The organism is Citrifermentans bremense (assembly GCF_014218275.1).
GTDB lineage: Bacteria > Desulfobacterota > Desulfuromonadia > Geobacterales > Geobacteraceae > Geomonas > Geomonas pelophila.
Window position 1 is genome coordinate 2,715,935 of the sequence record NZ_AP023213.1, and the last position, 26,238, is coordinate 2,742,172.

Consider the following 26,238-nt stretch of genomic DNA (forward strand, 5'->3'; position numbering starts at 1 on the left):
GCTATAAATTGTAATACAAATACAGGAACAGCAGCACTATAGACAGTAAATCGTTGCATCAAATTTCCTCGGGTCAACCGATATTCAATCAAACAATCAAAGGATAGGGAGTGTATGAAAAATTTAGACGTGGGTAAGAGAATCATGTTCGGCTTCACTGTCGCGGCGGTGCTTTGTTGCCTGGGGTGCTACGCGTCGCTGCAGGGTTCGGCCGCCGTAGCGGCGGGCGCCTGTGCCGCGGCCCTTCTGGCCATCCTCGCGCTGGGGGCGTACCTTTCGCGCGGCGCCGCAGGCGAGATGGCGTCGCTCGCGCAGCAGGCTTCCGAGGCGCAACAGGAGGTGGACCGGTTGACCGAAAGAAACGACTGGTTCCGCGCCATCATCGATGCGGTCCCCTTCCCGGTCCACGTGACCGACAACGACATGAACTGGACCTTCATGAACAAGCCGTTCGAAGAGCTTTTGGTCCGCGAGGGGCGCATCAGGGACCGTGAATCCGCCGTCGGCCTTGCCTGCAGCAATGCCGCCGCCAACATCTGCAACAACGATGGCTGTGGCATCAAGCAGCTGCACCGGGGCAAAAACGAGAGCTTCTTCACCTGGTGCGGCTCCGAGTGCAAGCAGGACACCTCCTATCTTGTCAACAGCAAGGGGGAGAGGATCGGCTACGTCGAGGTGGTCACCGACCTTACCGCCATGATCAGGAACCGCGACTACACCCAGGCCGAGGTGGAGCGGATGGCGGACAACCTTACCAAGCTGGCACTTGGGAGCCTCGACCTGAACCTCCAGGTGGGAGAGGCCGACGAGCATACCGGCCAGGCGCGGGAAAACTTCGTCAAGATCAACGAGAGCCTCGCCAGGGTGAAAGAGGCGGTCGGCGCCATGATCGAGGACACGGAAACCTTGGTGGGCGCTGCGCTCGCAGGGCGCTTCCAGACCCGCGTGGACGCCTCCCGGCACCAGGGGGACTACCGCTCCATCGTCGACGGGGTGAACCGGACCCTGGACATGGTGGTGGACAAAAACGACTGGTACGAGGCGATCATCGACGCCGTCCCCTTCCCCATCCACGTAACCGACAACGACATGAACTGGACCTTCATGAACAAGCCGTTCGAGAAGCTCCTGGTCCGCGAAGGGCGCATCAAGGACCGCGTCAGCGCCGTGGGCCTTGCCTGCAGCAACGCCGCCGCCAACATCTGCAACTCGGAAGGATGCGGCATCAAGCAGCTGCACAAGGGTGTGGCGGAGAGCTACTTCGACTGGTGCGGTTCGGGTTGCAAGCAGGACACCTCCTACCTCGTGAACCGCAAGGGGGAGAAGATCGGCTACGTCGAGGTGGTGACCGACCTGACCGCCATGATCAGGAACCGCGACTACAGCAAGGCCGAGGTGGAACGGATGGCCGGCAACCTCACCAAGCTGGCACTGGGGAACCTGGACCTCGACCTCAAGGTGGCGGAGGGCGACGAGCACACGGTGCAGGCCCGCGAGGACTTCCAGAAGATCAACGACAGCCTCTCCAGCGTGAAGGACGCGGTGGGCGCCATGATCGAGGACACGGAGAAGCTGGTATCCGCAGCGCTTGCCGGACAGTTCCAGACCCGGACCGACGCCTCCAGGCATCGCGGCGAGTACCGCGCCATCGTGGACGGGGTGAACAAAACCCTCGACATGGTGGTGGACAAGAACGACTGGTACGAGGCGATCATCGACGCGGTCCCCTTCCCCATCCACGTGACCGACAACGACATGAACTGGACCTTCCTCAACAAACCCTTCGAGGCGCTGCTGGTGAAGGAAGGGCGCATCAGGGACAGGGTCACCGCGCTCGGGCTTCCCTGCAGCAACGCCGCCGCCAACATCTGCAACTCGGAAGGGTGCGGCATAAAGCAGCTGCACCGGGGGGTGCCGGAGAGCTACTTCGACTGGTGCGGCTCGGGTTGCAAGCAGGACACCTCGTATCTGTTGAACCGCAAGGGAGAGAAGATCGGCTACGTCGAAGTGGTCCAGGACCTGACCGCCATCATCAGGAACCGCGACTACACCAAGAGCGAGATCGAGCGCATGGCGGTCAACCTGCAGCTGTTGGCCCAGGGGGACCTGGACCTGAACTTCGCCATCGGGCAGCCCGACCAGCACACCAAGGAGTCGCACGCCGACTTCCTGCGCATCGACGACAGCCTGAAGAGCGTCAAGCAGGCCATGGACCACATCATTTCCATAACCAAGGAGATAGCCGACGGCAACCTTACCGTCGAGGTGACGCCGCGTTCTGAGAAGGACGAACTCTTGAAGGACCTGGCGGGCATGGTGGGTAAACTTTCCGAGGTGGTGCTTGAGGTGAAGCTCGCGGCGGACAACGTCACCCTCGGGAGCAAGGAACTGGCGGAAAACGCGGAGAACACCTCGCAGGGGGCGACGGAGCAGGCGGCTTCGGCGGAGCAGGCCTCGAGCTCCATGGAGGAGATGAGCGCCAACATCAGGCAGACCTCCGACAACGCCTCGCAGACCGAGAAGATCGCGGTGAAGTCCGCCGCCGACGCGCAGGAAGGGGGCAAAGCTGTCGCCGAGACGCTCGCGGCCATGAAGGAGATCGCAGGAAAGATCTCCATCGTCGAGGAGATCGCGCGGCAGACCAACATGCTGGCCCTTAACGCGGCGATAGAGGCGGCGCGCGCGGGCGAGCACGGCAAGGGGTTCGCGGTGGTCGCGGCCGAGGTGAGAAAGCTTGCCGAAAGGAGCCAGAAGGCGGCGGGCGAGATCTCGACCCTTTCCACCTCCAGCGTCGAGATCGCCGAGAAGGCCGGGAACCTCTTGGGGGAGATCCTCCCCAACATCCAGCGGACGGCGGAACTGGTCCAGGAGATCAGCGCCGCGAGCAGGGAGCAGGACGGCGGCGCGCAGCAGATCAACCAGGCGATCCAGCAGCTGGACCAGGTGATCCAGAAGAACGCGGCGGTTGCCGAGGAGATGGCCTCTACCGCCGAGCAGCTCTCCTCGCAGGCGGGGCAGTTGCAGGGGACCATCTCCTTCTTCCGGGTGAACGGCGCAGCTCAGGAAGGTCAGTGGAGCAGCAAGCACAGCGCCGCCCCCCACGGCGGAGCGTCCTTGACCTACTCCGGGTCCGCGGCCAAGGCGACCGCCAAAAGGGGGCTCAAGCGGGCGGCAGCCGACAACGGGATAGCGATCCAGCTCGACCACGACGCCTTCGAGCGCTTCTAATCCTCAAAAAAAGGCCGCCCCCTACCGGTAAAAGGTGGAGGCGGCCGCATCTATTTTCCAACCAACGTGCACCGGCGCAAAAAAGGCCGCCTCTGCCCCCGTCACAAGGGCTGAAGCGGCCTTCATTCATGTTGCCATCCCGGTCAGGCTGGCGCCAGACACTCCGTCTAAGCCGGAGCCTGCTTTTGCGCCATGGCGAGGATCTCGCGCGCCAAGGCGTCCTCGGGGTTTTGCTCGAGCGCCGTCTCCAGGTGCTTCAGCCCCTCCTCCCACCGGCCAAAGCCAAGGCAGGCGCTGCCGAAATCCCGCTGCAGGTCGCGCAAGGCCTGGTCCAGCTTTTCCGCCGCGGCGAAATGCGTGAGCGCCTCCTGGTCCCCCTCGCCGGCCAGAAGCTTCGCCAGCGCATGGTGGAACTGGGGGATGGCGGGAGAAAGCTCGATCGCCTTCTGGAAATGCTCCCGGACCCGCTTGTTGTCCCCGCCAAGTTTCTGCCTCCACCGCCCCAAGGCCGAAATGCGCCTGCGCCAGGTTGGCGTCGAGCGAGGCGGCCGCCTCGAAACAGGCTCGAGCCTCGTCGTAGTTCTGCTTCATCAGGTGTACGTTGCCGAGGTTCACCTTGAGCAGCGGCGCCTCTGGTGCCAGCTCAGCCGCCAGGTTGCACTTCTCCAGCGCGTCGTCGAAGCGCCCCAGGGACATGAGGGCGGAGCCGTAATTGTTGCGGCAGTTCGCGTGGTTCGGGTCGACCTTTACCGCCCTCTCGTAATAGGCCAGCGCCTCCTCGTTGCGCCCCAGGTCGTGGAGCAGGACCGCGTAGGTGTAAAGCGCGCCCCAGTGGTGGGAGGCGAGCCTCAGCGCTCCCTTCAGCACCTCTTCGGCGTAATCGTACATGCGCAGATCGTGCAGCACGTCGCCGAACTTGTGAAGCACGTGGGCGTTGCCCGGCACCAGCGAGGCGGCGATCTCGAAGCAGACGGCGCTTTCCTGCAGGAATCCCCCGCGCTTGAGCGCCTCTGCGAAGGCCAGCACCAGATCGGTCACGGCGGGAATGCGCACCGCGGGGTGATCCAGCACCGCCTCGAAAAGCTCGGTGGAAATGACCCGGGAGATGCTTTCCCCCGAGGAGGAGATGCGCTGGCTTATGGAGCGCAGGTTGCTCGCCGCCTCAGAGACGCCCCCCTTCCCCGCCATGATGCTGGAGGCGAAGAAGGTCGAGAGGTTGTCCTGCGGGGCCTCCTCGGCAAGCTTCACGTACGCTGCGAAAGCCCCGTCCAGATCGTCATGCAGCAGCGACAGCGCGGCCACGAAGTCGGAGCCCTGGGAAAGAGAGGTGTAGTCACCCTTGCGCCCGGTCCCTTGCGCCCGGTCCCTTGCGCGCCCTCCGTCTCCCCTTTCTCCTTGCCGCCGAAAAACTTGTTGAAAAAGCCCATCCTTGTCCGTTGCAATCACAGTGCTGGTCTTTTCACCACATAAATCAGAACAGGCTCAGCAGCATCTTCGTTCCCATGACGACCAGGAGCAGCGCGAAGATCTTCTTCAGCAGGTCGATGGGAAGGGTGTGCGCCAGCTTCGCCCCCAAGGGGGCGGTCATCATGCTGGTCGCGGAGATCCCGGCCAAAGCGGGGAGATATACGAAACCGAGGCTGTATTGAGGGAGCTCCGCCGAAAGGCCGTTGACCAGGTATCCTGCGGCACCTGCCAGGGCGATGGGAAAACCTACAGCGGACGAGGTGCCGATGGCCCGCTGGATGGCCACGTTGCACCAGACCAGGAAAGGAACGGTCATGGTCCCACCGCCGATCCCGACCAGGCTGGAAACGCCACCGATGACGCCGCCGACGCCGGACATGGCGGCAAGCCCCGGGAGCTGGCGGTGCGGTTTTGGCTTGATGTTGAGCAGCATCTGGAGGGCGACGTAGTAGAGGAAGACGACGAAGAAGCCCTTGAGGAAACCGGTGGAAAGCTGGGAGGCGACCCAGGAACCGGCGAAGGTGCCGACCAGGATGCCGGCGCTGATGCGCCGCACCACCGTCCACTCGACGGCGCCGCGGCGATGGTGGGCCCGCAGGCTGGAGACGGAGGTGAACATGATGCTGGCGAGCGAGGTCCCGAGGGCCAGGTGAAGGATGTGCGCCTCGGGCATGTGCTGCGCAGTGAAGATGAAGGTGAGGACCGGTACGATCACCAGGCCGCCCCCCACTCCGAGCAGACCGGCAAGGACCCCGGCAAAAGCCCCCAGGGCAACATACAAAAGCCAGAAAGTCATTAGCAATTCCCGCGGTACCAGTTTTGGCAGGCATCATACGCGGGACTGCGCGGTTTTTCAAACAGCAAATTGACGAGGCGGGAATAAAAAAGACCGGAAACAATGGCTGCGCTTTCCGGTCAGGTAAGTGGACTGCATCGAGCAGGTTACTGCGGGGGTTATGCTCGTTATATCGGCGCTTGCAGCTGAAAGTTCCCGCAAGCGCGGGGTGCTGTCCCCAATGAGCGCGCGGGTCAAGCCGACCAGGTTAAGGACCACGGTCCGTTGCATCCACTCTCCCCTGCAGCCACCGGATCTCCCGGATTATGGACGAGGAAAGATGCTCCAACCGCAGCTGCGGCGGCAGCACCCTCCAGGAATAGGTCTCGACTTCAAGCAGCACCTCCCGGTCCAGAAGCGGCAAAAGCTTTTCGGCAAAGCCGCGGGTGGTGCCGAGGGTCCCGGCCTTCTCGAGGAAGAGCGGCACATGGAAATGGCAGCGCCACTCGTCCCCTTCCTCCCCCAGGTGCTGGGCCAGGGCGTCCGGAAGGTCGTGGTAGCGGCTCAAGGAACCGTCCTTGCCGCGGATAACCACCTGGTGCAGATAGCAAGGCTCGTCGAAGGCGGAGAGAGCCGCACGCTCGCCGTGCCCACAGGCGAGCGCCGAAGAGACCTGCACCTTGGCCACCCGCACGCCGCTGTCGGCCAGAAGCGACAGGACCTGCTCCGGCTCCTCGAACTGCTGCGCCAGATGGCAGCAATCCAGGCAGATCCCGATCCGCGCCCTAAGGCGCCCGGAGAGGTCCATCTCCTTCAGGAAACGAACGAGGTCGGAGGTGGTCTCCAGCACGCAGGCGGGCCCGGGCTCCAGGGCGAGCACGATGTCGACCCCTCTCTCCTCCTTCAGCAGTTCCAGGTGCGTGAGGACCTGCAGCACACGCTTGCGGTACTCTACCGGCGAGAGGTTAGCCTTGAAGCCTATCGGGACCGTGGAGATGGAGCCGGCCGTCCCGGCAGGAAGCCAATCGGCCAGGAGGTCGGCAAGAAGGTTCGTGTACTCGGCACGCTCACGGCTGTGCCAATCAGGCAGGTAGACCTTCTGCTTCACCGCCTCGCCGTGGAAGGCGCCGTAGACAAAGCCGTTGATGGTGGGGACATAGCACCCCTCCTCGCGCAGCCAGCTTGCGAATGAAGCCCGCCCAGCGGCCAGGAGTTCTCTCGCGGCGCGGGCGGACAGGCACAGCCCTATGGGAAAGCGCGCATCGGAGGAGACCGCCTGTTTCACCTTCGGCACGTGTTCCCGCAAGGCCCTGAAGGTCTCGTCCCAGGAGTCGGCTGGATGGATGTTGCTGCAGTAGGTGATCCTTGACTTCACGTCGAACCCTCCTTGCTAAGTGGAGAGGCAGAGTGCACCGCTATCAGTTAAACAGTATTTAATAAAAATGCTTTACTGTCAAAGAAGTAAAAAAAGGCGGGAAGATGAATCCCGCCATTGATATTCAACCAAATAATAGCATGTTATGAACAAACAGCAACTGCAGGTACTTTATATATTGCGGCGCCTCCTGACATAGAATCCGAAAGTTGCCAGTGCCGATCCGAACAGTAAGAACGTCGACGGCTCGGGAACGGGATTTGTGCCTGGGTCTTCAATCCCCAGATAGCTTACCTGGTAGACGACACTCTCAGGCAACTCGAGCAGGTGCTGGTCTGGCTGGGCTCCGCGATTTCAGGGTAGAAGCCGGCGAGCTTGAGGTACAGGTCGGATGAAGGCCAGCATGTTGTAGCTCGCATCAGCGCTCCTCGGCGAGCAGCCGTCCGGCATACTCCCGGGAGTTCACCGTCGCGCACGAACCAGTTCCATGTTGCGTTTCGCGTCTACGGCGCGCGGGTTCAGCTCCAACGCCTGGCGGTAATTCGTCGCCGCCAGGGACAACAGCGCCGCAGCGCCCGCGGCATCGTCCCCTTTTCTTTCCGCCTCCTTGAATGCGGCGTTCCCCGCGTTGTACAGGGCAGCTTCCTTCAGGCCTGGATCGCTGGCGGCGCTCGCCAGGGAAAAGCGCGCCAGGGCATGCCCGTAATCCCCCCCCAGGTAGAGGGCGACTCCGACGTCGTAGGCGAGAAGGCGGTCGCCCCCCCTCATCCTCTCGGCCCAATCGAAGGCAGCTACTCCCCTCTCATGGTCGCCGCGGGAGAGCGCCTCTCTCCCTTGCCGCCAGGCGAAGTGGAAGAGGTCATGGCGCAGCACCGGGTAGAGCCCGAACAGTAACAGGAGTAAAAGAACGGCGGCGGAAAGGGGGCGGTTCACGGCCTCCCCCGGAAGCAAAGGAGAGGCCCGACGGACAAAAGCGGGAGTGCCAGTGCGGGCGGGACCCGGAAGCGCTCCCGCTGGGCCAACCGCGGGTCGTGGTACCTCACGCCTCCCCCCCGGAGGTGGAAAGAGGGTCCACGCAAGTTCCAGCGAGCGCCGCGCGCGCTCCCCATCGGGGATCCGGGCCGCGGACCTCACCCGGTCGCAGAGCTGGAAAAGCTCCGCCGCCTGCTCGAGTTCCAAAGGGGTTAGAAGCCCGGACGCTTCCGCCTGCTCCAGCAGTTGAGAGCTGGTCAGGCGGCTGGCGGGAAGGCCGGTGCGCTGCGCCAGCCGGACCCGGGCCAGGGAGGCCAGGACGGGACAGAGCTCCTCGGGGGAAAACTGACCCGCCTCGAATCGCGCCGCGATCTCCTCAAGAAGCGGCAACGTCTGGGTGGCACCGGCAGGAAGAGCCCCGGTGCCGACTGAGCCGGTCCTGCCGCGCCGGCGCCAGGCGATGAAGCTCAAGGCGCAGAGGGTCAGGTAAAGGAGGGTGAGAATAAAAGGGGGCGCCGCCGGCGCCGGGAGGGGACCCCTCAGGGGGGCAAGCACGGCCGGGAGCGGCACGGCAGCGAGCGCTGCAACCCCCTGCTGCACGCGCTCGGCGAGGTTCCCATTGACGCTGCCCATGCGTTTCCCTTTCGTTTCCCTAGGGGTGGATGGAAAGCTTCTTCATCAGGTCGTAGAGCGTCGGGCGGCTAACCCCCAGCTCCTCGGCAGCCTTCATGATGTTCCCCTGCTGGCGCTCGATCGCCTGCTGTATCATCTCGCGCTCCATCCGCTCCCGCGCCATCTTGAGCGACAGCCCGTCGCTGGAGGGGATCGGCATCGCCGCAGGCTCCACGTCGCAGCCAAGGTCCAGGGGGCCTATGCTCGTGCCGTCGCACATGATCACCGCCCGCTGCACCCGGTTCTTCAGCTCCCGGACGTTGCCCGGCCAGTTGTGGCGCTTGAGAAAAGCGGTGGCCGCGGAGGAGAAGCGCACCGCCTTCTTCTTGTTCTCCTTGCAGTAGAGCCTGAGGAAGTTCTCGGCGATGAGGAGGATGTCGTCGCCCCGCTCGCGCAAGGGTGGGAGCGTGATGTTGATCACCCCGATGCGGTAGTAGAGGTCCTCCCGGAAGCGCCCCTCCTCGATCGCCTTGGCGATGTCGACGTTGGTGGCGCAGGTGGTGCGGGCGTCGATGGCGATTTCCTCCCTGCCGCCCACCCGCTGGATGGTCCCCTCCTGCAGAAAGCGCAACAGCTTCACCTGGAGGTTCACCGGGAGCTCCCCGATCTCGTCGAGAAAGAGGGTTCCCTTGTGGGCGTACTGGAGCTTTCCCCTGACCGCCGCGTGGGCGCCGGTGAAGGCCCCCTTCTCGTGGCCGAAGAGCTCGCTCTCCAGGAGGTTCTCGGGGATGGCGCCGCAGTTGATCGCCACCAGCGGCCCGCTGTGCCGCGAGCTCGCCTCGTGGATGGCGCCGGCCACAAGCTCCTTGCCGGTGCCGCTTTCGCCGGTGATCAGGATGGGGGCATTGGAGGCGGCCACCTTGCGGATGGTGTGGAAGACGGCCTGCATCTCGGGGCAGGAGCCGACCATCCCCCACTGTCCGCCGTCCTCGCTCTCGGCCGAAACCTGCCTCAGGTTCTGCTCGTCGATGTTGGCCAGGTGGAAGGCCCGGGTGATGATCACCTTAAGCTCGTTTAGAACCGGGGGCTTCGCGTAGAAGTCGAATGCCCCCATGCGCATCGCCTTCAGCGCGTTCTCCCGCTCGTTGTTCCCGGTGAGCATGATGATCTTCGCCGCCGGGTTCAGCCCCAGCATCTCGTCCAGGCAGCGGAACCCCTCCACCGAGCTGTCGGCGTAGGGGGGAAGCCCCAGGTCGAGCACCACCACGTTTGGCCTCTCAGTCTTGAACTGCTGCAGCGCCTCCCTGCCGTCAGCCGCCAGAAGCACCTGGAATTCCTGGTTCAGGCCCCACTTCAACTGCTGCCTGATATCGTCGTTGTCGTCGACAATCAACAGTTTCTTCACTGCCCCCCCCTCATGCTGGCTTGGTGATGAGTTGCCCAGTCCCGGCCGCAGAGGACGGGAACCAGACCGTGAACACGGTCCCCTCCCCCTGCGCGCTGCATACCTCGATCCTGCCGCCGTGCGCCGCGACGATCTGCCGGCACTGGTAGAGCCCGATGCCGAGCCCCGTCTGCTTCGTGGTCTTGAAAGGCGCAAAGAGCTCGTTGCGAATGAAAAGCGGCGACATGCCGCAGCCGCTGTCCGATACCTTGAGGAAGGGGGATTCCGCGCATCCCACCTCGGCGACGATCGGGGTTCCGGGCTCGGAAGCCTCCACCGCGTTCAGAAGGAGGTTCAAAAGCACCTTCTGCAGTTCCTCCTCGTCCCCCAGAACCTTCTCCGGGGTCCCCAGCACCGTGACCGTCCTCCCCTGCACCAGGCGCGCCGAGTGCCGGGCGAGCGCCAGGAGGTCGACCTGGCGCATGTGCAAAAGCTCGCTCTCGCCCAGGTTTCGCAGGCGCCCGATGAGCGCGTGCATCTTCTTCGTGGTGTTGCCGAGGCTTGAGAGCATGTCCTTTTGGAACTCGGGGTTGTCCAGGTGCTCGCGTGCGTTCTCCACCACCAGCGACACAGTGGCCGCCAGGTTTTTCAGGTCGTGCACCACGAAGGTCGCGAGGTTCCCCACCGCCTCCATAGCTTTTGCCTGGGTCAACTGCTGGGAGAGGCGCTGGTGCTGGATGGCGACCGAGGCCTGGCGCGCGATCGCTTTCATCAGGTCGTAATCCTCGTAGCGGTACTCCTCGTCCGGAACCACCTGCTCCCCCAGGACGATGAAGCCGGTGACCTTACCCCCCTCGAAAAGCGGGATGACGAAGCTCACCTTCAGCTCCTGCAGCCACTGCCGGTTGGCCTCGAGGATCTCGGGGTTGTTGTCCCGACTGCAAAAGACCCAGCGCCGGTCGCGCAGGTAGGCGACCAGGGGATTGTCGTCGGCCATGGTGGACTTGACCTCTTCGAGCTCAAGGATCCCCGTGGCGCAGAACCAGCCGCACCCCTCCTGGTGCAGATAGAGCGCTCCCCCCCTCACCCCGAAGATGTCGCAGTAGGCCGACAGCACCAGGTTCAAAAGCTCCTCACCGCTTTGAAAGCTGGCGAGCCGTTCGGTGAGGCTCAGCCACTGGGCCCGGTAATCGTACTTGCTCTGGTAGAAGTGCTTGTGCAGAAGGACCTTGAGCTCCCTCTTGGCGCGCTCAGAGAGGAGCAAAAGGAGCAGGAGCATCCCGGCTATGAACCCAAGCGACAGGGCTAGCACCCGGGGGAAGAGCGAACCGAAGTACTTCATCGCCTCGCCTATCGAGCCCAGAAGCAGAAGGTACCCGGCGATCACGGTCAGGACCACCGACTTCAAAAGGACCGCCTGCGAGACCTTCACCCGCGCCGTCCCCCTCCAGTGGGTGCGCGAGTAGACGATCATCAGCGAGGCGAGGATGAAAACCAGCGAGCGCAGCGGAACCAGCTCCATGTTCAGCGAGCGGTACAAAAGCGCGTTGGTGTAGTAGAAGACCAGGACGGCGAGCATGGAGCCAAGCGCCACGATGTCGAGCTTCACCCGCCAAAGCGCCTCGGAGGAGGCGTTCACCAGGGTGGATTCGAAGTTGGTGAGCGCGACCACCAAAAGGACCAGCATCACGACGTAGAAGTAGTAACCGGCGTCGGTGAGAAAGAGCATCTGCTCGAGCGGGAAGTCGGGGGCGTAGTAAAGGGACGCCTCCGGCATCAAGACGGGGACGAGAACCAGCGCCAGTGAGCTGGCGAGCATCAGGCGGGTCGAGCGTGAAAGGCCGCGCTCGGCCAGGTCCCGCGCGTAGGTGAGGCTAACCAGCAGCCAAAGCGCCGGGAACAGCGCCTCGACTCCAAGCGACAGCCTCTTCCAGGCGACGTAGGGAAACAACCCGCGCAAAGCCGCCAGGTCGAAGAACTCCAGGAGCGCGGCGGCGCAGAAAGGGAGGGCTAAAAAAGTGCGGCAGGCGCTCTTGCGTTCGAGGCGGACTATCCTCAGCATGGCAAACAAAAGCAAGATGACCGCTAACAGCGAGAGCGCCATTTTCACCCCTGGGGCTTGCCCGTTACAAGGACCAGACCTTGATGCCGGAGCCGTTCAACCGCTCGCGGTCGAACATGCTTTTCACGTCGACCAGCACCGGGTTGGGCCCCATGAGCGCCAAGAGTTCGGCCCCGGTGAGCGAGGCGAATTCCGCATGCGCCACGGCCGCTACAACGGCCACCGCGGGCTTCAGCTGCGACCGGGGGGTAAGCTCGACCCCGTACTCGTGGAGCGTTTCTTCCGGATCGGCCAGAGGGTCGCAGACCTGGACCTGCATCCCGTAATCCTTCAGCTCCTTGATGATGTCGATGACCTTGGAGTTCCGGATGTCGGGGCAGTTTTCCTTGAAGGTGATCCCGAGCACCGTGACCACGGCATCCAGCACCGGATGACCGGCCCTGATGATCTCCTTCACGGCGCGCTGCGCCACGAATTTCCCCATGCCGTCGTTGATGCGCCGACCGGCGAGGATCACCTGCGGGATGTAGCCCAGCTTCTCGGCCTTGTGGGTCAGGTAGTAGGGGTCGACGCCGATGCAGTGCCCGCCGACGAGACCTGGCGAGAACCTGAGGAAGTTCCACTTGCTCCCCGCCGCCGCCAGCACCTCGGCGGTGTCGATCTCCAGGCGGTCGAAGATGAGCGCAAGTTCGTTCATGAGGGCGATGTTCAGGTCGCGCTGGGTGTTCTCGATCACCTTGGCGGCCTCGGCCACCTTGATGGAGGAGGCGCGGAACACCCCCGCCGTCACCACCGAGCTATAGACCTCCGCCACCACCTCCAGGGTCTCCCGGTCCTGGCCGGAGACCACCTTCTTGATCTTGGTGAAGGTGTGCTCCTTGTCGCCCGGGTTGATCCGCTCCGGGCTGTAGCCCACCTTGAAGTCGATCCCCCCCTTGAGTCCGGAGACCCGCTCCAGGACGGGGATGCACTCGTCCTCGGTGACCCCCGGGTAGACGGTCGACTCGTAGACCACGATGTCTCCAGGCTTGAGCGCCTTCCCCACGGTTTCGCTGGCAAGGCAGACGAGGCTTAGGTCCGGCTGGTTCGCCTCGTCGATCGGGGTGGGGACCGCGACGATGTGGAAATTCGCCTGCCTCAGGTCTTCGATCCGGTCGGTGAAGAGGATGTCCGCCTGCGCCAGGTCCCCCACCGCGACTTCCGCGGTTCGGTCGTGCCCCTCGCGCAGCTCCTTGATCCTGGTGCGGTTGATGTCGAAGCCTATGGTGCGGCGCACCTTGCCGAAAGCAACCGCCACCGGCAGCCCCACGTACCCAAGCCCTACCACTGAGACAATACGCTCTACCGTCAAAACTTCCTCCTGAAACGCGGCAAGAGGTGCCGCCTGAAATTCAATCCGTCATGCTGCCGGGTGCACTGCGGTCGCCACGGAAGCCCCGGCGCCGTCAAAAAGGGCGCCTCAGCTGGGGAGGAAACTCCTTATCGCGGGCAGGAACTCCTTGATGAAACGCTCTCCCACGGCCAGCGCCTGCCGCTCATCACCCTGGAACGGCATCGAGACCCTGATGAAGGAGGCGTCGCGGCGCCGGTGCAACACGGAGTTCAGGATCTGCTCCCCTTTGAGCGAGAACTCCTCGGAGAGGCTCTTGCCGCGCACCTGGTACCAGTAGAGGAAGAGCTCGCTGCTTTCACCCTTTTGATACACCGCCTGGACCAGGTTCAACTCGTCTTTGCCTGCCTTTATGGTGTAACGGTTACTGGAGTGCTCCAGCCAGCCGCTGCCGGGAAGGCAGTGCTTGGGAGAGTGGATCTCCCCTCCCCCCTTGCCGCCGCCGTGGTAGCCGATGTAGAGCTGCACCTTCTCACCCTGCGCCCCCTGGTACTGGCGGATCAGGACGTCGCTCGCCTTGAGCACGTTCTGGACGTCGCCGGAAAGCCGCCCCTCCTCGGTCATGCGCCAGCTGTTCACGGTGGTCGGGAACTGCTGCAACGGCCGGTTCATCGGGACGCTCAGGTCGCTGTGCAGGTTGAGGTAGAGCCCGGCCGCGAAAAGGAGCAGGTAGAGCGCCAGGAAATGTCCCTTCATTCCGCACCCCCTTCACCCTTGGAGAGCAGGGAACCGAGCCTGATCATGAGGGCTATGGCGACCACGAAGACGGCGAGCCCGGCGAACTCGTGGAAGAAGCCCTCCGCTGCCTTGGCGCCCCAGTACTGGGCGAGGAGCCCGGTTCCGATGACCCTCAGCGCGTTGGCCGAGATGGCGATGGGAATCGCCGAGAGGATCAAAAGGCCCCGGCGCAGCGCCCCCATCTCCAGGAAGAAGGCGTAGGCGACGGAAAGCGCCAGCAGCGAGATGAGAGACCTGATGCCGCTGCAGGCGTCGGCGACCTCGAGCGTGGTGAAGGGGAGCATGATGATGTTCCCCTCCCTGAGCACCACCACCCCCATGAGCTTCAGCGACGCTATCGAGACCCGCGTAACGAAGAGCTTCAGGGGAAAGGCGATCATGTCGTAGATGATGTAGGGGAGCGGCACCATGAAAAGGAGGTAGGCAAGCGGCAAGAGCATAAGCCGGAAAAGCCTCTTCCCCAATAAAAAAAGGGTCATCCCGCAAAGGGTGACCACGATGGAACTGCGCATGGTGAAAAATTCGCTCCCAAGCCAACCCACCACCAGTTGCAAAAGCCCGGCTACGACCAGCAAAAGCCCCGGCCACCAGGGTTCGGCCAGCACCTCTGCCAGCTCCTTGCGCCTTTCGTAAGCGAAGTACCCGGCGATGAGGGGGACGACGAATCCGTGGGAATAGTTCGCGTCCTCGTACCACTGCTGCACCATATCCGGCAGGATGCTCCAGTAGACGCCGGTCAGTATCATAAGCGCCAGAAGAAACTGCATCCTGTGGTGTTTCAAAGACTCGGCGACTGTCATTGGAGAAAACCTCGAATCCGCAGCAGGTGGGCGAATGCCAGCGTCGATTTGGGATGCTACACTTTACAGTGCGACAGACAAATTGACAAGCATTAATTCATTATGTTAAACCGGATTCTGGCGTTACACACTGAGCAATTTCAGGAACAGTCAGTGCCGCTCCGGAAAGTGCCAGCAACCCAGCAGCGCTGACCGCCAAAGTGTGGAAGTGACCGCCATCCATGCCAATGAAGTGCCGTTGCAAATCCGGGTTCACTCTGCTAAGCCGGCACAAAGATCTTATGTAAACGAGGAGGCCCCGGATGACTCATCAAGCAGGGCAAAAACAAAAAGCAGAGGCGCACATCATCAGCAGCATCCCGTTTTTCTCCACCCTGAAGGCCGACGAAATCGAAAAGGTGGAAAGGCTTTTCCGTAAGCAGAACTACGAGAAAGAACAGATAGTCCTATACGAGGAGGACACCAGCAACTACATGTACCTGATCTATTCCGGGAAGGTGCGCGTGGTCAAGATGAACGAGGACGGCAAGGAGCAGATCATCACCATCCACAAGAAGAACGACTTCTTCGGGGAGATGTCGCTTCTGGACGGCAAGACCTCCCCCGCCACCATCATCGCCCACGAGGAGTCTGTGATAGGCCTCCTGCACAAGGACGACTTCGAGCAGCACCTGATGAGCAACGAAGGTATCCGCCGCAAGGTGATCGAACTGCTCTGCGGCAGGCTCAGGGACTCCTGGGAGATGATCAGGATACTCTCCTTCAACGCAGAAAACGCGCAGGACCGCGTCATCTCGCTCCTTGACCGCCTGGGGGAGCTCTACGGCGTGCGGGACGACCGCGGCATCATCATCGACGTGAAGATGACACACCAGCAGATGGCCAGCTACGCCTCTGTGACGCGCGAGACCATGAGCCGGGTGCTGAGGAGCCTTGAGAAGTCCGGCATGATCTCGGTGCTCCAGAACAAGGCCATCCTCCTGAACCACCCCTTCCACCAGCAGCGCGCCAGGCACTAGGGGAGCGCTACGACCAAAAGGGGGGGCACTTGAACCGGAAAGCGCTGCTTGCGACTCTCATCTGCGTCCTTTTGATCGCCTACGCCTCCCTGTTCCCCTTAAGCGGCTGGCGTCTCCCCGGCTCCGGATTCTTCGCCTGGTGCACGCTCAAGCTTCCAGGCCACGTCTCGAAAAGCGACCTCCTGGTCAACGTCATCGCCTACGTCCCCCTGGGGTACCTGCTCTTCCGCCTGTTCCGCGTCGATAAACGGCCCGCAGTCATTGCGCTTGCCTGCGCGCTCGTCACCGGGAGCGCGCTCAGCTTCGCCATGGAGCTCACCCAGACTGCCCTTCCCGGCCGCACCCCTTCCACCGTAGACCTCGGCGCCAATACCTTGGGGGCCTGCGCCGGCGCGCTCCTCGCCCTTATCTGGCAGCGCGCCGCCATGCCGCAAGGAGCGCTTTCTCGCTGGCGGGCAAGTTTCCTCGCCCCCGGGAGAGAGGGGGATCTCGGCCTTGCCGTGCTCCTTCTCTGGCTTTGCTCCCAGTGGGCCCCATTCGTCCCTTCGCTGGACTGGGGAGGGATCAAGAACGGGCTCAAGCCACTTTGGTACACGGCCAACGACCTGTCGCGCCTGGACCTGATGCAGGGTGCCACCTACTTCTGCTATCTCGCCGCGCTAGGCGTGCTGGCGCAGGAGACCTTAAGGCGGCGCGCCCTTGCCCTCCCCCTTTTCTCCCTTTTCGCCGCGCTGGTTCTCTGCGGCAAGATCTTCATCCTGGGCCGCCAGCTTTCCCTTGAGGCGCTGGCGGGGCTTTTTGCGGCTGTTCCGCTTCTGGCCGTGGCGGGGCTTTTAGGGGAGAAGTCGAGACGTTTAATCGGGTGTCTGCTGCTTGTCACGGGCTTCGCGCTCTACGAGCTGAAACCTGGAGCGGGGGGCTTGGCGGGAGGGTTTGGCTGGGTACCTTTTCAGGGGCAGCTGGCCCACGAGTTGACCGGTTTCGGGAGCATTCTGGAAGGGGTGTGGCCTTTCGCCGCCCTGTGGATTTTAATCGCGTCGGTCGGGGGAGAAACGCGGGGGGGAGCCTGGCCGGGAGCAGCAGCTGTCTTTGCCTTCGTGTTAGCGCTGGAGTGGCTGCAGCTAGAGATCCCGGGCCGCACCCCCGACCTGACCCAGGCGCTCCTGGCGCTCGCCGGTTGGCTCGCGCCGGCCTTCTACCTGCGCGGTGCGCCCCCCCGGGCGGGCGCCTGAGCTGAGGCTTTAAAACTGCTGGTAGATGAACCCCTTGGCGGAGACCCCGCAGATGGTGATCAGATATAAGATGACCCCGTACGCCCCCCCCTGCCCCCACAAGGGAAGACTCTGCAGAAAACCAAGCTCCTCCGCTTCCGGATCCTTTTTCCTTCGTTCCAGGTCCCAGTAGCCAAGGAAACCGACGACAGCCGTCAATACCAGGGTGAAGAGAAGTTCCCCGGCTGGCTTCCCCAGAGACAGCTGTTGCAGCTGATGAGGAAGCAACACGGGTCTAAGGCTTTGCGGTAGATCTGCCACTGCGCTATAGGCAACATATAGGGCGTCGTCAATGGTGGTGGCGCGAAAGAAGACCCAGGAGAAACAGACCATGTTGAAGGTCACCAGCCGTTGCCACCAGGTAAGCCACGGGCTCTTTCCAATCCCGAACCGTTTGCTCCAAGCGCCTCTTCTTTTTTTTGAAAGAACCCCGGCGGCCAGGTACACACCGTGGATGCCGCCCCAGGTGATGAAGCACCAACTGGGGCCGTGCCAGAGCCCGGAGATTAGGAAGGTTGTCAGGAGCGCAACCGGCACGCCCCAGCGCGGCCAGTCCCGCAGGGAAAACTGCAGCGGCTTGAAAATGTAATCCAGGATCCAGCTGGAAAACGAAATGTGCCAGCGCCTCCAGAAATCGGCGGTGGAAGTTGCCAGGTATGGGGCATTGAAATTCTGGGTGAGACGTACACCGAAAAGCCGCCCTACCCCGAGCGCCATGTCCGTGTATCCGGAGAAATCGAAGTAGATCTGCAGGGCGAAGAGATAGGTCGCGAACAGCAGCGCGAGGCCGTGATAGCCGTGCACGTTGCCGTAGACCGGGTCGACGTAGGCAGCCAGACGATCGGCCACCACCACCTTCTTGAGCGCGCCCCAGATGAAGAGGTTCACTCCGGATCGCAACATCTCAAGAGAAGGCCTCCCCAACTCGTGCAGTTGCCAAAGGAGGTTGCCGCTTCGCTCGATCGGCCCCTGCACAAGCTTCGGGAAAAAACAAAGCGACAGGGCGTAGTAACCCAAGTGCCGCTCCGGCTCGATGACTTCCAGATAAACGTCGACCAGGTATGAGATCCCCTGGAAGACGTAGTAGGAGACCCCGAGGGCGACAAGCTGTGGCGCCGACGGCAAACGCCAATCGAGGGAGAAGAGCCCGAGCGCCCCGTTGAGGTTGTCACTGACAAAGGGAAGGTACCTCATCCAGAGGAGCAGGGAAAGGTTCCCGGCGATCCCCCCCCAGAGCAAGAGGAGCCTGCGCTTCGGGTCTGCAGTTTGCTGCAGCAGCAACCCGCAGCCGTAGCAGATGAGCGTCACCATCAAAAGGACCAGCAGTAGGTATGGAACCTTGAAGGTGGCGTAGAAGCTGTAACTTGTGGCCAACAGGAAGAGCCAGCGCCACTTCGCGGGCGTGACGCAGAAAACGGCGACACAGGCCGCGCAAAACAGTATGAACGGGAGGGAGGCAAAGCTCATCGGGACTCCGGCAGCCGCGCAGCGTCGCGTCCAGGGTAAAGCATGGAGGGGTCTACCCCCCTCAGGACCTGCTCGGCAAAGATCCTGGCTCCCTTGTCGGTGTAGTGGACGTTATCCCCGAAGAATTCCGTCGACTTCGGCAAGGCAAGATGCGTGTCGACAAAGGTGACCCCGAGTTCGCGCGAAATACGTTCGGTGGCCGCATTGAAGCTGGTAAAGGTGTCGAGCAGCCCGGCCTGGGACAGCTCGATGCAAAACCGCCTGTTGTCCAGAAAGATCTCTGGATAAAGGGAAAGGTTGTCAGGGCTGATGAGCGCCGGGTAGGAGGTGAGTATTACCCGCGCCTGATGCGATCGTATCAACTCGACCGTCCGGGTGAGCTCCTCCTCGAAACTCTTGAGGTACGCCGGCGGGACCGCCTCCATCGGTTTTCTTCCCGAAAGGGAACGCTCCAGTTCCTGCACCTGTTTCAGGGTGCTTTTGAGTTGGTACCCCTTGAACGCTTCCGGCCATGCAGTGCTGACAGCCTGCTTGACCACCTGCTTCAGCTTTGGGAGTATCCGCAGCTGGGTGAGCGCCCTCTCCTTCACTGACGGCGCCCGCGGCGCCGTTGCCGCAGCCTGCACCGGAGTGCTTTTACTGAGCTCGGCCCTGCTCTGGCCGGTGACATAGAAGATAGGGTTCACCACCAGGACGACGATGTCCGGGTGCAGCGGGAAGACGTGTTTTTGCAGATAGGAGCGAAAGGAAGTTAAGCTTAGGCCGACCACCGATGCGTTGACAACCTGGTAGCGCGAGGGAGGAACCAGCGCCTGCAACTGGGCGGGCCACTCCTTCCCTGCGCTCTCATAGAGCCCGTATGATTCCGAGGAACCGACGCAGACTATGCGGGTAATCCCCTGCCTCTTCTCCACCTCGAGTTCAGAACTGCGGAAACCGAGGCTGTTGTGCTGCCATTTCTCGAATCTGGCATGAGGAAGGTTATAAGAGAACTTGCCACTTGTATCCCGTCCCCTCAGACGCTCGCTGGAATACTTCTGCAAAAGGGGTGCGTCATACCGCAACCAATCGTCGAGTCGTGCACAGACCTCCAGGGTAAACGTCAAGAGAATCAGGAAGAAGACGGCCTTCGACATCAGGATGACCAATCGAGGAAATCCTACCTGTGCACCATTGGCTCTCGCCATCAGGCAATCTTCCGCTCGATATGGTCTAGCAGATCCCCTACGTTCTTCAAGGTCAAAAGCTCCTTCTGGGTGAAGCGGATCTTGAACTTGGACTCGACCGCAGTAATCAGGTTCACGTGCGACAGCGAATCCCACCCCTCGATATCATTGGCAGTCATTTTCCTCTCGATCCTGATGTCGTCGTCATCAAAAACCATCTGAAAAATCCCGTTAAGCGTCTCCATCGTCGTCATTTCAAATCTCCAAAGTTGAAGTGTCTCCGGGGTCATCCCCGAGGTAGAGGGCCTTGAGGACCCTGCGCATGATCTTGCCGCTCTTGTTCTTGGGAATGGAGTCGCAGAAGACGATCTCCTGCGGCGTGGCCACGCTCGAGGCCCGGTTCGACACGTGCAGCCGGATCTTCAGTTCCAGGTCTCTCGTCGGTTTGTAGCGTTCGTGCAGTTGCACGTAGGCGACCACCTTTTCGAAGAGGAGCTCGTCTGGTGCCCCAATAACCCCGGACTCGGCCACCTCCTCGACCTCAAGTAGCGCACTCTCCACCTCAAAGGGGCTTACCAAGTGCCCAGCGGTGTTGATTACGTCGTCGCTTCTCCCCATGAACCAGAAGTGACCGTCCTCGTCGCGCCTGGCAGTGTCGCCGGTGTGGTAATAGCCGTGCCTGAACTTCTGCCGGTACACCGTCTCGTTGTTCAGGTAGGTCACGAACATTGAGGGCCAGCCGGGCTTGAGGCAGAGATTCCCCTGCTTTCCGGGCGGCAGTTCGGCCCCATCGTCGGAAAGGATCACCGGCTCTATCCCGGGCACCGGTTTGCCCATGGAGCCAGGACGGACCTCTACCCCGGGGCAGTTGCTGATCATGATGGCGCCGGTCTCGGTCTGGAACCAGGTATCGTAGATGTCACGGTTCAGAAGGCGGCGGGCCCAGTGGATCACCTCCGGATTGAGAGGTTCTCCGACGCTGAAGATGTGGCGCAGGGCTGAGAGGTTGGCGCTTTTGAAGATCTGCTCGTCCTCGCGCATCAGCATCCTCAAGGCCGTGGGAGCCGAATACCAGACGGTGATTTTCTCCTCGCCTAAAAGCTCCATCCATTTCTGGGCGTCGTAGGCGCCGCCGTAGTGGAGTTGCGTCACGCCAAGGCTCCAGGGGCCGATGATGCCGTAGGAGGTGCCGGTGACCCACCCCTGGTCCGCCGTGCACCAGAAGGTGTCTTCAGGCTTGAGCCCCAGCACTTCCCTGGCGGTCATGGTCTGGCTCAGGATGCTCCCGTGCCGGTGCAGCACCCCCTTGGGTTTTCCTGTGGAGCCTGAGGTGTAGTGCAGCACGGACGGGGCGTCCGCAGGCGTGTGCGGAGACAGGAACTCATCCGGGGCCTGTGCCATCAGCGTATTCCACGAAAAGACCCCGTCCGCAGACGGCTCATCGTCCACCAGTATCACGAAGCGCAACTCCGGAAGCCTCGGCCTAACCCTGGCAATCTTCTTGTAGAGGCTCTTCTTGGTGACCACTCCCTTGGCCCGGGAATCCCCCAGGCGGTCCATGAGTGCCTCGTCGCCGAAGTTGGAGAAAAGGGTCCCGCAGATTGCCTGGGTCTTGAGGGTCCCCAGGAAGGCGAAGAACTGCTCCGGCGCCTTTGGGAGGAAGGTGAAGAAGACGTCCCCTTGCTGGATCCCCAGCCTCTTGAGGACATTGGCGAACTTGTTGCTTTCGCGGTCCAGGTCGGCGAAGCTGTAGTCCCGGCTGTTCCCGGCGGTGTCGATCCAGCGCATCGCCGTCTTGCCGGCCAATCCCCTGGAGCACTGCAGCGTGCTGCAGATGTGCCCTATGTTGTACTGCCCGTTTTCTATACAGTCGAATATCATAAAGCCACCTTTCAGTTTATTACGAAAAGTTGTACCCAGGTTGACTTAACGCTAACAACGGGTGCCAAAGGAGGGACAGCTTAAGGCCTGCGCAGTATGGCTCTGGAATCTACTAAGGGAAAAGTAGTAGAACCACGATAAAAAGAAACCACTGAAACGTAATCCTTCACCGCAGTCTCTATGGCCTGACAATCGGAACCTGCGATTCAGGTGTAGTTTAAAAAACGGTCATAAGGAGAACCTAACTGGTACACCAGATCAAACTTGTTTGTCAAGGGAGTAATTAATGTGGGGGAATGATACTTTCTCACGGAGATACCGCAACTTGCGCGATCCGTTTCTTGTGGCACCCAACAGGCGGGGTGAACTACAACCGGGAATGATGGTCTCGCCGGCACCGCTCGCACTAACGCCAGAAACACCCATATGTTTCCTCCCTTGCCGCTGGCTCGCGCAGGCGATTTATCCCCACAGTGCCACAAAAGGCGCAAGGGCAGGCTCCGCTTCCAGAGCTTATCCGGCACGGCATTATTGTCGATATTTTTTACATCATGCTAGAAATCTCTATTCATAGGGCAAGTGCAGGTTTTTGAAATGGAAAAAGGCATCGCGCTGCCAGTAGTAACGGTGCATAGCTGTCGGTAAAGTTTACAGACAGAGCAGCACCCCGAGAGCCAGGCACGCAAAAACAACTACTTAAAGTAATGGCACCATTACTGCTAGATTGATGAGTTCTTACCATCCTAGAAAAAGGAGAGCCTGCTATGAAAACTTTGAGGAAGGCAGTCAAGTCAGCAGCCGTGTCTTTCGTGCTTTTGGCAAGTGTCGGCACAGCCCACGCGAACTTGATCACTAACGGCAGCTTCGAGGACGGTCTTTATCCCGGTACGACGCCATATGTCACGGTTGGCCCTGGTTCCAGCATCATCGACGGCTGGACTGTGGTCGATGGCTCGATCGACTGGATCAACACCTATTGGCAGGCAAGCGACGGGACCAAGAGCATCGATCTCGCCGGCAACTACCAGCACGGCTTGATCGTGGGGACCGCTTTCGACACGGTGGTGGGGCAGACCTACCGCGTGCAGTTCGACATGGCCGGAAACCCGGACAGGCCCTACAACAAATCCCTGGTCAGCATCTCGACAGGGGATATTTTCACCACCCATGACTTCACCTTCGAGCAGGCAGGGAACACCCGCCAGAACATGGGATGGGTGACGCAGTGGTTCGACTTCGTGGCGACCAGCGACAGCGCCGAGCTCTTCTTCGGCGACATCACCAACGAGTTGAACCCCAACGAGGCCTGGGGGGCGGCACTCGATAACGTCAGGGTCGACCCCGTACCGGAACCTTCAACCGTCTTGCTTCTTGGCGCAGGATTGGCCGCCATCTGCTTCCGGCGCCGTAAAGCCTAGGGCACACACCTACCTGATCTTTGCCTTTGCTTCTTAACAGACCCCGGTTTCTCGGAACCGGGGTTTTTTCGTGTCTTCATGACGGCAGCGGACTGGGACAAGCTTGCGAGAGAAAAAAAAGAATCCCCGCAGGCCGCGGGGATTCTTTGCTAGGGGGAGCCGTGAGCTACCCCCTCGGTTATCGTTCCGGTGAAGCGGAATTAGAAGAACCGGTTGACCGTCTTGGTGAAGACCGCGACGTTGTTGGAGGCGTCGTAGGCCTTGATGGTTACGGTGTGGACCCCCTTCGCGACGCCGGTGTTGACGCTGAAGGAGGAGTTGCTGGTGGAAAGAACCAGTGCGTTGTCCACGTAAGCCTCCATCTTGACGACTGCGACGTTGTCCTTCGCCGAGGCGGAGATGGTGAGCTTGCTGGAGGTCACGTAGTCCTTGGTCGGGGCGCTGACGCTGATCACCGGGGCTACGGTGTCGTTCAGGACGTTGACGCTTACGCTGGCGGACTGACCGACGTTACCAGCCTGGTCGTAGGCTTTGGCGCTCACGATGTGGGTCCCGTTGGCTGCGGTCAAGGTGTTCCAGTTGTAGGCATAAGGGGCCGTGGCGGAGCTGGCCTGCAGGACGCCGTCCAGGTAGAACTCGACCTTGGTCACCGCTACGTTGTCGCTGGCGCTGGCGTTCAGGCTGACGGTACCTTGCAGCGTGGCGCCCACCACAGGGGAGGCGATGGCCACCGACGGTGCGGCGGTGTCGTTGAATACGGTGACCGTGGCTGAGGCCTGGCCGATGTTGCCGGCTGCGTCGTAAGCCTTGGCGCTGACCGTGTAGGAGCCGTTGGCTGCGTTCGCGGTGTTCCAGCTGAAGCTGTAGGGGACCGCGGTCGAGGTCGCCGCCAGGGCGCCGTTCAGGTAAAGCTCAACTTTTTGTACCGCCAGGTTGTCGCTTGCGCTTGCCGATACCGTTACCGTGCCGCCGATGGTTGAGCCTGCGACCGGAGAGGCGATGGAGACTACAGGGGCGATCGCGTCGTTGGCGACATTGACCGTGACGCTCGACTGTCCGACGTTGCCTGCTGCGTCGTAAGCCTTAACGCTGAGCGTGTAGGAGCCGTTTGCTGCATTCGTGGTGTTCCAGTTGAAGCCATATGGAGCCGCGGTGGAGGTCGCTACAAGGGCGCCGTTCAGGTAGAGCTCCACTTTTTCTACCGCCACGTTGTCGCTGGCACTTGCCGATACCGGTACCGTGCCGCCGATAGTGGAACCGGCCACCGGAGAGGCGATGGAGACCGACGGGGCGATCGTATCGTTGGCGACGATGACCGTGACGCTGGACTGACCAACATTGCCTGATGCGTCATAAGCTTTCGCGGAGAGGGTATATGAACCACTTGCGAGAGTCAGTGTATTCCAGTTGTAACTGTAGGGCGCGCCCGTGGAAGTAGCCTTGAGGGTTCCGTTCACATAGAATTCAACCTTGCTGACCGCCACGTTGTCGCTTGCATTTGCTGATACCGACACCGTGCCGCTCGCAGTAGAGCCGGATATCGGGGAGGTAATAGCTACCGACGGTGCTGTGGTATCGTTGGAAACATTGACTGTCACATTGGCCGACTGGCCGACATTCCCTGCGGCGTCGTAGGCTCTAGCCAAAAGGCTGTGAGAGCCATTCGCGCTGCCCTTTGTGTTCCAGGTCAGAGCGTAAGGAGCCGAGCCAATGATGCCGTAGGTCGCGCCGTCAATATAAAGCTCGATTTTTGAGACTGCCAAATTGTCAGAGGCACCTATATTTACAGTGACGGTACCGTTAACGCTTGAACCACTTGTGGGTGAAGAAATGGAAGCCACCGGGGGGGTAGTGTCCACGACGGCTTGTACAGTCGGAATCAAAACTGAGGCAATATTGGATTTTTTGCTCTCGCTTTCGTTGCTATCTTGACCGAGCTTATTCCACGCTGTCACAGCAAAGTAGTAGGTCTGCCCGGATTTTAGAGCAGGGATATCTGCGACCCTAACATTATCGGTGGTTATTGACTCGTTCAGATTCGCGGCGTCAGTTCCATAGTAAATCCTATAACCGTCCACTTGGTAATCCGCACCGTTAACACCTGCAGCCCAACTAATCCGCGCAGTATTTTCGCTATTGACCTGAGCAGTTACGTTGACCGGATTGGCAGGCGGGCCACTGTAGGTAGTGCTGACAACTAAGTCATCAACTGCGTACCACTGCTCTGTAGCTGGGGTATAAGTATTAGCGTTATTCCCTCCGAGCCACACGTGATTCCACTGCCATGAACTCGGGTTATCCCCTGCGGGTACCCACACAACATTGGACTGATCATGTACTAAACGTCCGTCCAACCAGAAACGTGCTTTGCCGTCAGCAATGCCGCCAGCACTATTCAGTTTCACATACCATTCCATTGAATGCCATTCGCCATCGCCAGGAGCCCCGGTATTGTACCAGTCCAAGGGAGATGCCCCGAGGTAATCGTTCGTCGTAGTAGAGGCTGAATTGTCACGTGTTGCCGTCAGGGGAGACGGCATCATATACAACTGCGTCCTGTAGGTTCCCGATCCGTATTTGGCATAACCGCCTACGTAGCGTGGTTTGTTTTGAGTGCCGCTAAAAAAGTCCCAAACAGATGCAGTATTAGTAGCATCGTAGTGAGAAAGGTGAATAAACTTCTGCATTGGGGAGGAGGTAGTATTCCACTTCCAGTCCTTCGGGAAGAGGGCCCAAGCTCTGACATATACTTCTTGCTGAGGGGCAAAAGCGATTCCCAGCAAGCCGTCGGAACCCCAGCTGCCGCTGCTGCTGTAGCAGGGCTCGTTCCAGAAACGAAAGCTTTTGCCGCTGCCACCGCGAGGATAATCACCATTGATGTTGAGCGTATTGTGCAAGCCATCAAGATTGCTGCATGCCACGGTAGCAGCAACTCGATAATCATAAAAGCCTGTGGGGACGGGCGTTGTGCAGTCAGCTCCCTGCACGCAGGTCGTGGTCGCACCCGTCGTGGATTGACGCGGACTCCAGTCTGCGTGTCCATCGAAATTGTCACTGAACAAAACCGCTGCAGACGAAGCGTTTGCAGACAAAAGTGCTCCTAGAGCTACTGCGGCCAGCATTACCTTAATTCCTTGCATTTTTTTCTCCTTTGTCTCACTTGACACAAAAAAACCGGGTCGCCTGTCTCTTAATGGCAATGCCATCAAAATT

The 26,238-nt window shown here is 61.0% G+C and carries 20 protein-coding genes and 1 pseudogene; 5 read left to right on the forward strand and 16 right to left on the reverse strand.

Annotation, left to right across the window (positions count from 1 at the left end; genetic code table 11):
* Positions 1 to 297: 297 nt before the first annotated feature.
* Positions 298 to 468: pseudogene (locus tag GEOBRER4_RS20435) on the forward strand (hypothetical protein); the annotation flags it as partial.
* A 543-nt stretch (positions 469 to 1,011) separates the two neighbouring features.
* The gene (locus GEOBRER4_RS11960) at positions 1,012 to 3,228 is read left to right on the forward strand and encodes a methyl-accepting chemotaxis protein (RefSeq protein WP_449727635.1); all 2,217 of its coding nucleotides are present in this window, start codon (positions 1,012 to 1,014) and stop codon (positions 3,226 to 3,228) included.
* 126 nt (positions 3,229 to 3,354) lie between these two features.
* On the opposite strand, the gene GEOBRER4_RS20440 is transcribed toward GEOBRER4_RS11960, so the two are convergent.
* The 11 genes from GEOBRER4_RS20440 to xrtA form a co-directional block, all read right to left on the reverse strand.
* A complete protein-coding gene (locus GEOBRER4_RS20440; RefSeq protein ID WP_185242483.1) occupies positions 3,355 to 4,674 on the reverse strand; it encodes a tetratricopeptide repeat protein in 1,320 nt (439 codons plus the stop codon).
* Positions 4,675 to 4,699: 25 nt separating this feature from the next.
* Entirely contained in the window at positions 4,700 to 5,491 is a 792-nt protein-coding gene (locus GEOBRER4_RS11970) for a sulfite exporter TauE/SafE family protein (RefSeq protein WP_185242484.1), read from the reverse strand.
* Positions 5,492 to 5,548: 57 nt separating this feature from the next.
* Positions 5,549 to 5,761, reverse strand: a complete 213-nt coding sequence (locus GEOBRER4_RS20385) for an alkaline phosphatase family protein (RefSeq protein ID WP_404813840.1) — start codon at positions 5,759 to 5,761, stop codon at positions 5,549 to 5,551.
* Complete coding sequence (gene eboE / locus GEOBRER4_RS11975) at positions 5,739 to 6,845, reverse strand: metabolite traffic protein EboE (RefSeq protein WP_185242485.1); 1,107 nt, start codon at positions 6,843 to 6,845, stop codon at positions 5,739 to 5,741. The genes GEOBRER4_RS20385 and eboE overlap by 23 nt, the downstream gene beginning before the upstream one ends.
* Positions 6,846 to 7,016: 171 nt before the next feature.
* Positions 7,017 to 7,163: a PEP-CTERM sorting domain-containing protein gene (locus GEOBRER4_RS11980; protein ID WP_226377770.1), complete on the reverse strand. Its 147-nt coding sequence runs from the start codon at positions 7,161 to 7,163 to the stop codon at positions 7,017 to 7,019.
* Positions 7,164 to 7,307: 144 nt separating this feature from the next.
* Positions 7,308 to 8,450 carry a hypothetical protein gene (locus GEOBRER4_RS20085; RefSeq protein ID WP_226377771.1) on the reverse strand — a complete coding sequence of 381 codons (1,143 nt, stop codon included), beginning with the start codon at positions 8,448 to 8,450 and terminating at the stop codon, positions 7,308 to 7,310.
* A gap of 19 nt (positions 8,451 to 8,469) precedes the next feature.
* On the reverse strand, positions 8,470 to 9,834 hold the full coding sequence (gene prsR, locus GEOBRER4_RS11995) for a PEP-CTERM-box response regulator transcription factor (RefSeq protein ID WP_185242486.1): 1,365 nt from the start codon (positions 9,832 to 9,834) through the stop codon (positions 8,470 to 8,472).
* Positions 9,835 to 9,844: 10 nt separating this feature from the next.
* Entirely contained in the window at positions 9,845 to 11,917 is a 2,073-nt protein-coding gene (gene prsK, locus GEOBRER4_RS12000) for an XrtA/PEP-CTERM system histidine kinase PrsK (RefSeq protein WP_185242487.1), read from the reverse strand.
* A gap of 22 nt (positions 11,918 to 11,939) precedes the next feature.
* Entirely contained in the window at positions 11,940 to 13,226 is a 1,287-nt protein-coding gene (locus GEOBRER4_RS12005; protein ID WP_185242488.1) for a nucleotide sugar dehydrogenase, read from the reverse strand.
* A 108-nt stretch (positions 13,227 to 13,334) separates the two neighbouring features.
* Positions 13,335 to 13,961, reverse strand: a complete 627-nt coding sequence (locus GEOBRER4_RS12010) for an exosortase C-terminal domain/associated protein EpsI (RefSeq protein WP_185242489.1) — start codon at positions 13,959 to 13,961, stop codon at positions 13,335 to 13,337.
* The gene (gene xrtA / locus GEOBRER4_RS12015) at positions 13,958 to 14,803 is read right to left on the reverse strand and encodes an exosortase A (RefSeq protein WP_185242490.1); all 846 of its coding nucleotides are present in this window, start codon (positions 14,801 to 14,803) and stop codon (positions 13,958 to 13,960) included. The genes GEOBRER4_RS12010 and xrtA overlap by 4 nt, the downstream gene beginning before the upstream one ends.
* A gap of 302 nt (positions 14,804 to 15,105) precedes the next feature.
* Here xrtA and GEOBRER4_RS12020 point away from each other — a divergent pair, with 302 nt between their 5' ends.
* Together GEOBRER4_RS12020 and GEOBRER4_RS12025 are read left to right on the forward strand one after the other, a co-directional pair.
* Positions 15,106 to 15,822, forward strand: coding sequence for a Crp/Fnr family transcriptional regulator (locus GEOBRER4_RS12020; protein ID WP_185242491.1), 717 nt, complete (start codon positions 15,106 to 15,108; stop codon positions 15,820 to 15,822).
* A gap of 29 nt (positions 15,823 to 15,851) precedes the next feature.
* Positions 15,852 to 17,054, forward strand: coding sequence for a VanZ family protein (locus GEOBRER4_RS12025; protein WP_185242492.1), 1,203 nt, complete (start codon positions 15,852 to 15,854; stop codon positions 17,052 to 17,054).
* A 9-nt stretch (positions 17,055 to 17,063) separates the two neighbouring features.
* On the opposite strand, the gene GEOBRER4_RS12030 is transcribed toward GEOBRER4_RS12025, so the two are convergent.
* From GEOBRER4_RS12030 to GEOBRER4_RS12045, 4 genes are read right to left on the reverse strand one after another with little or no spacing between them, the layout of a single operon-like run.
* On the reverse strand, positions 17,064 to 18,560 hold the full coding sequence (locus GEOBRER4_RS12030; protein ID WP_185242493.1) for an MBOAT family O-acyltransferase: 1,497 nt from the start codon (positions 18,558 to 18,560) through the stop codon (positions 17,064 to 17,066).
* Positions 18,557 to 19,708, reverse strand: coding sequence for an SGNH/GDSL hydrolase family protein (locus GEOBRER4_RS12035; RefSeq protein WP_185242494.1), 1,152 nt, complete (start codon positions 19,706 to 19,708; stop codon positions 18,557 to 18,559). Before GEOBRER4_RS12035 ends, GEOBRER4_RS12030 begins: the two co-directional genes overlap by 4 nt.
* Before the next feature lie 38 nt (positions 19,709 to 19,746).
* Entirely contained in the window at positions 19,747 to 19,980 is a 234-nt protein-coding gene (locus tag GEOBRER4_RS12040) for an acyl carrier protein (protein ID WP_185242495.1), read from the reverse strand.
* 1 nt (position 19,981) lies between these two features.
* Complete coding sequence (locus GEOBRER4_RS12045) at positions 19,982 to 21,607, reverse strand: AMP-binding protein (RefSeq protein ID WP_226377772.1); 1,626 nt, start codon at positions 21,605 to 21,607, stop codon at positions 19,982 to 19,984.
* Between the two features lie 764 nt (positions 21,608 to 22,371).
* On the opposite strand from GEOBRER4_RS12045, the gene GEOBRER4_RS12050 reads away from it, so the two are divergent.
* Positions 22,372 to 23,025, forward strand: a complete 654-nt coding sequence (locus GEOBRER4_RS12050) for a choice-of-anchor C family PEP-CTERM protein (protein WP_185242496.1) — start codon at positions 22,372 to 22,374, stop codon at positions 23,023 to 23,025.
* A gap of 200 nt (positions 23,026 to 23,225) precedes the next feature.
* Here GEOBRER4_RS12050 and GEOBRER4_RS12055 read toward each other — a convergent pair whose 3' ends face one another.
* On the reverse strand, positions 23,226 to 26,231 hold the full coding sequence (locus GEOBRER4_RS12055) for an Ig-like domain-containing protein (protein ID WP_318842557.1): 3,006 nt from the start codon (positions 26,229 to 26,231) through the stop codon (positions 23,226 to 23,228).
* Positions 26,232 to 26,238 lie beyond the last annotated feature (7 nt).

What these genes read in the sequence shown, in the direction of transcription:
- GEOBRER4_RS11960 (WP_449727635.1), top strand. Translation starts at nt 1,012, where the DNA reads ATGGTGGTGGACAAAAACGACTGGTACGAGGCGATCATCGACGCCGTC.
- GEOBRER4_RS11970 (WP_185242484.1), bottom strand. Translation starts at nt 5,491, where the DNA reads ATGACTTTCTGGCTTTTGTATGTTGCCCTGGGGGCTTTTGCCGGGGTC.
- GEOBRER4_RS20385 (WP_404813840.1), bottom strand. Translation starts at nt 5,761, where the DNA reads ATGCAACGGACCGTGGTCCTTAACCTGGTCGGCTTGACCCGCGCGCTC.
- GEOBRER4_RS20085 (WP_226377771.1), bottom strand. Translation starts at nt 8,450, where the DNA reads ATGGGCAGCGTCAATGGGAACCTCGCCGAGCGCGTGCAGCAGGGGGTT.
- prsK (WP_185242487.1), bottom strand. Translation starts at nt 11,917, where the DNA reads ATGGCGCTCTCGCTGTTAGCGGTCATCTTGCTTTTGTTTGCCATGCTG.
- GEOBRER4_RS12010 (WP_185242489.1), bottom strand. Translation starts at nt 13,961, where the DNA reads ATGAAGGGACATTTCCTGGCGCTCTACCTGCTCCTTTTCGCGGCCGGG.
- xrtA (WP_185242490.1), bottom strand. Translation starts at nt 14,803, where the DNA reads ATGACAGTCGCCGAGTCTTTGAAACACCACAGGATGCAGTTTCTTCTG.
- GEOBRER4_RS12020 (WP_185242491.1), top strand. Translation starts at nt 15,106, where the DNA reads ATGACTCATCAAGCAGGGCAAAAACAAAAAGCAGAGGCGCACATCATC.
- GEOBRER4_RS12030 (WP_185242493.1), bottom strand. Translation starts at nt 18,560, where the DNA reads ATGAGCTTTGCCTCCCTCCCGTTCATACTGTTTTGCGCGGCCTGTGTC.
- GEOBRER4_RS12040 (WP_185242495.1), bottom strand. Translation starts at nt 19,980, where the DNA reads ATGACGACGATGGAGACGCTTAACGGGATTTTTCAGATGGTTTTTGAT.
- GEOBRER4_RS12045 (WP_226377772.1), bottom strand. Translation starts at nt 21,607, where the DNA reads ATGATATTCGACTGTATAGAAAACGGGCAGTACAACATAGGGCACATC.
- GEOBRER4_RS12050 (WP_185242496.1), top strand. Translation starts at nt 22,372, where the DNA reads ATGAAAACTTTGAGGAAGGCAGTCAAGTCAGCAGCCGTGTCTTTCGTG.
- GEOBRER4_RS12055 (WP_318842557.1), bottom strand. Translation starts at nt 26,231, where the DNA reads ATGGCATTGCCATTAAGAGACAGGCGACCCGGTTTTTTTGTGTCAAGT.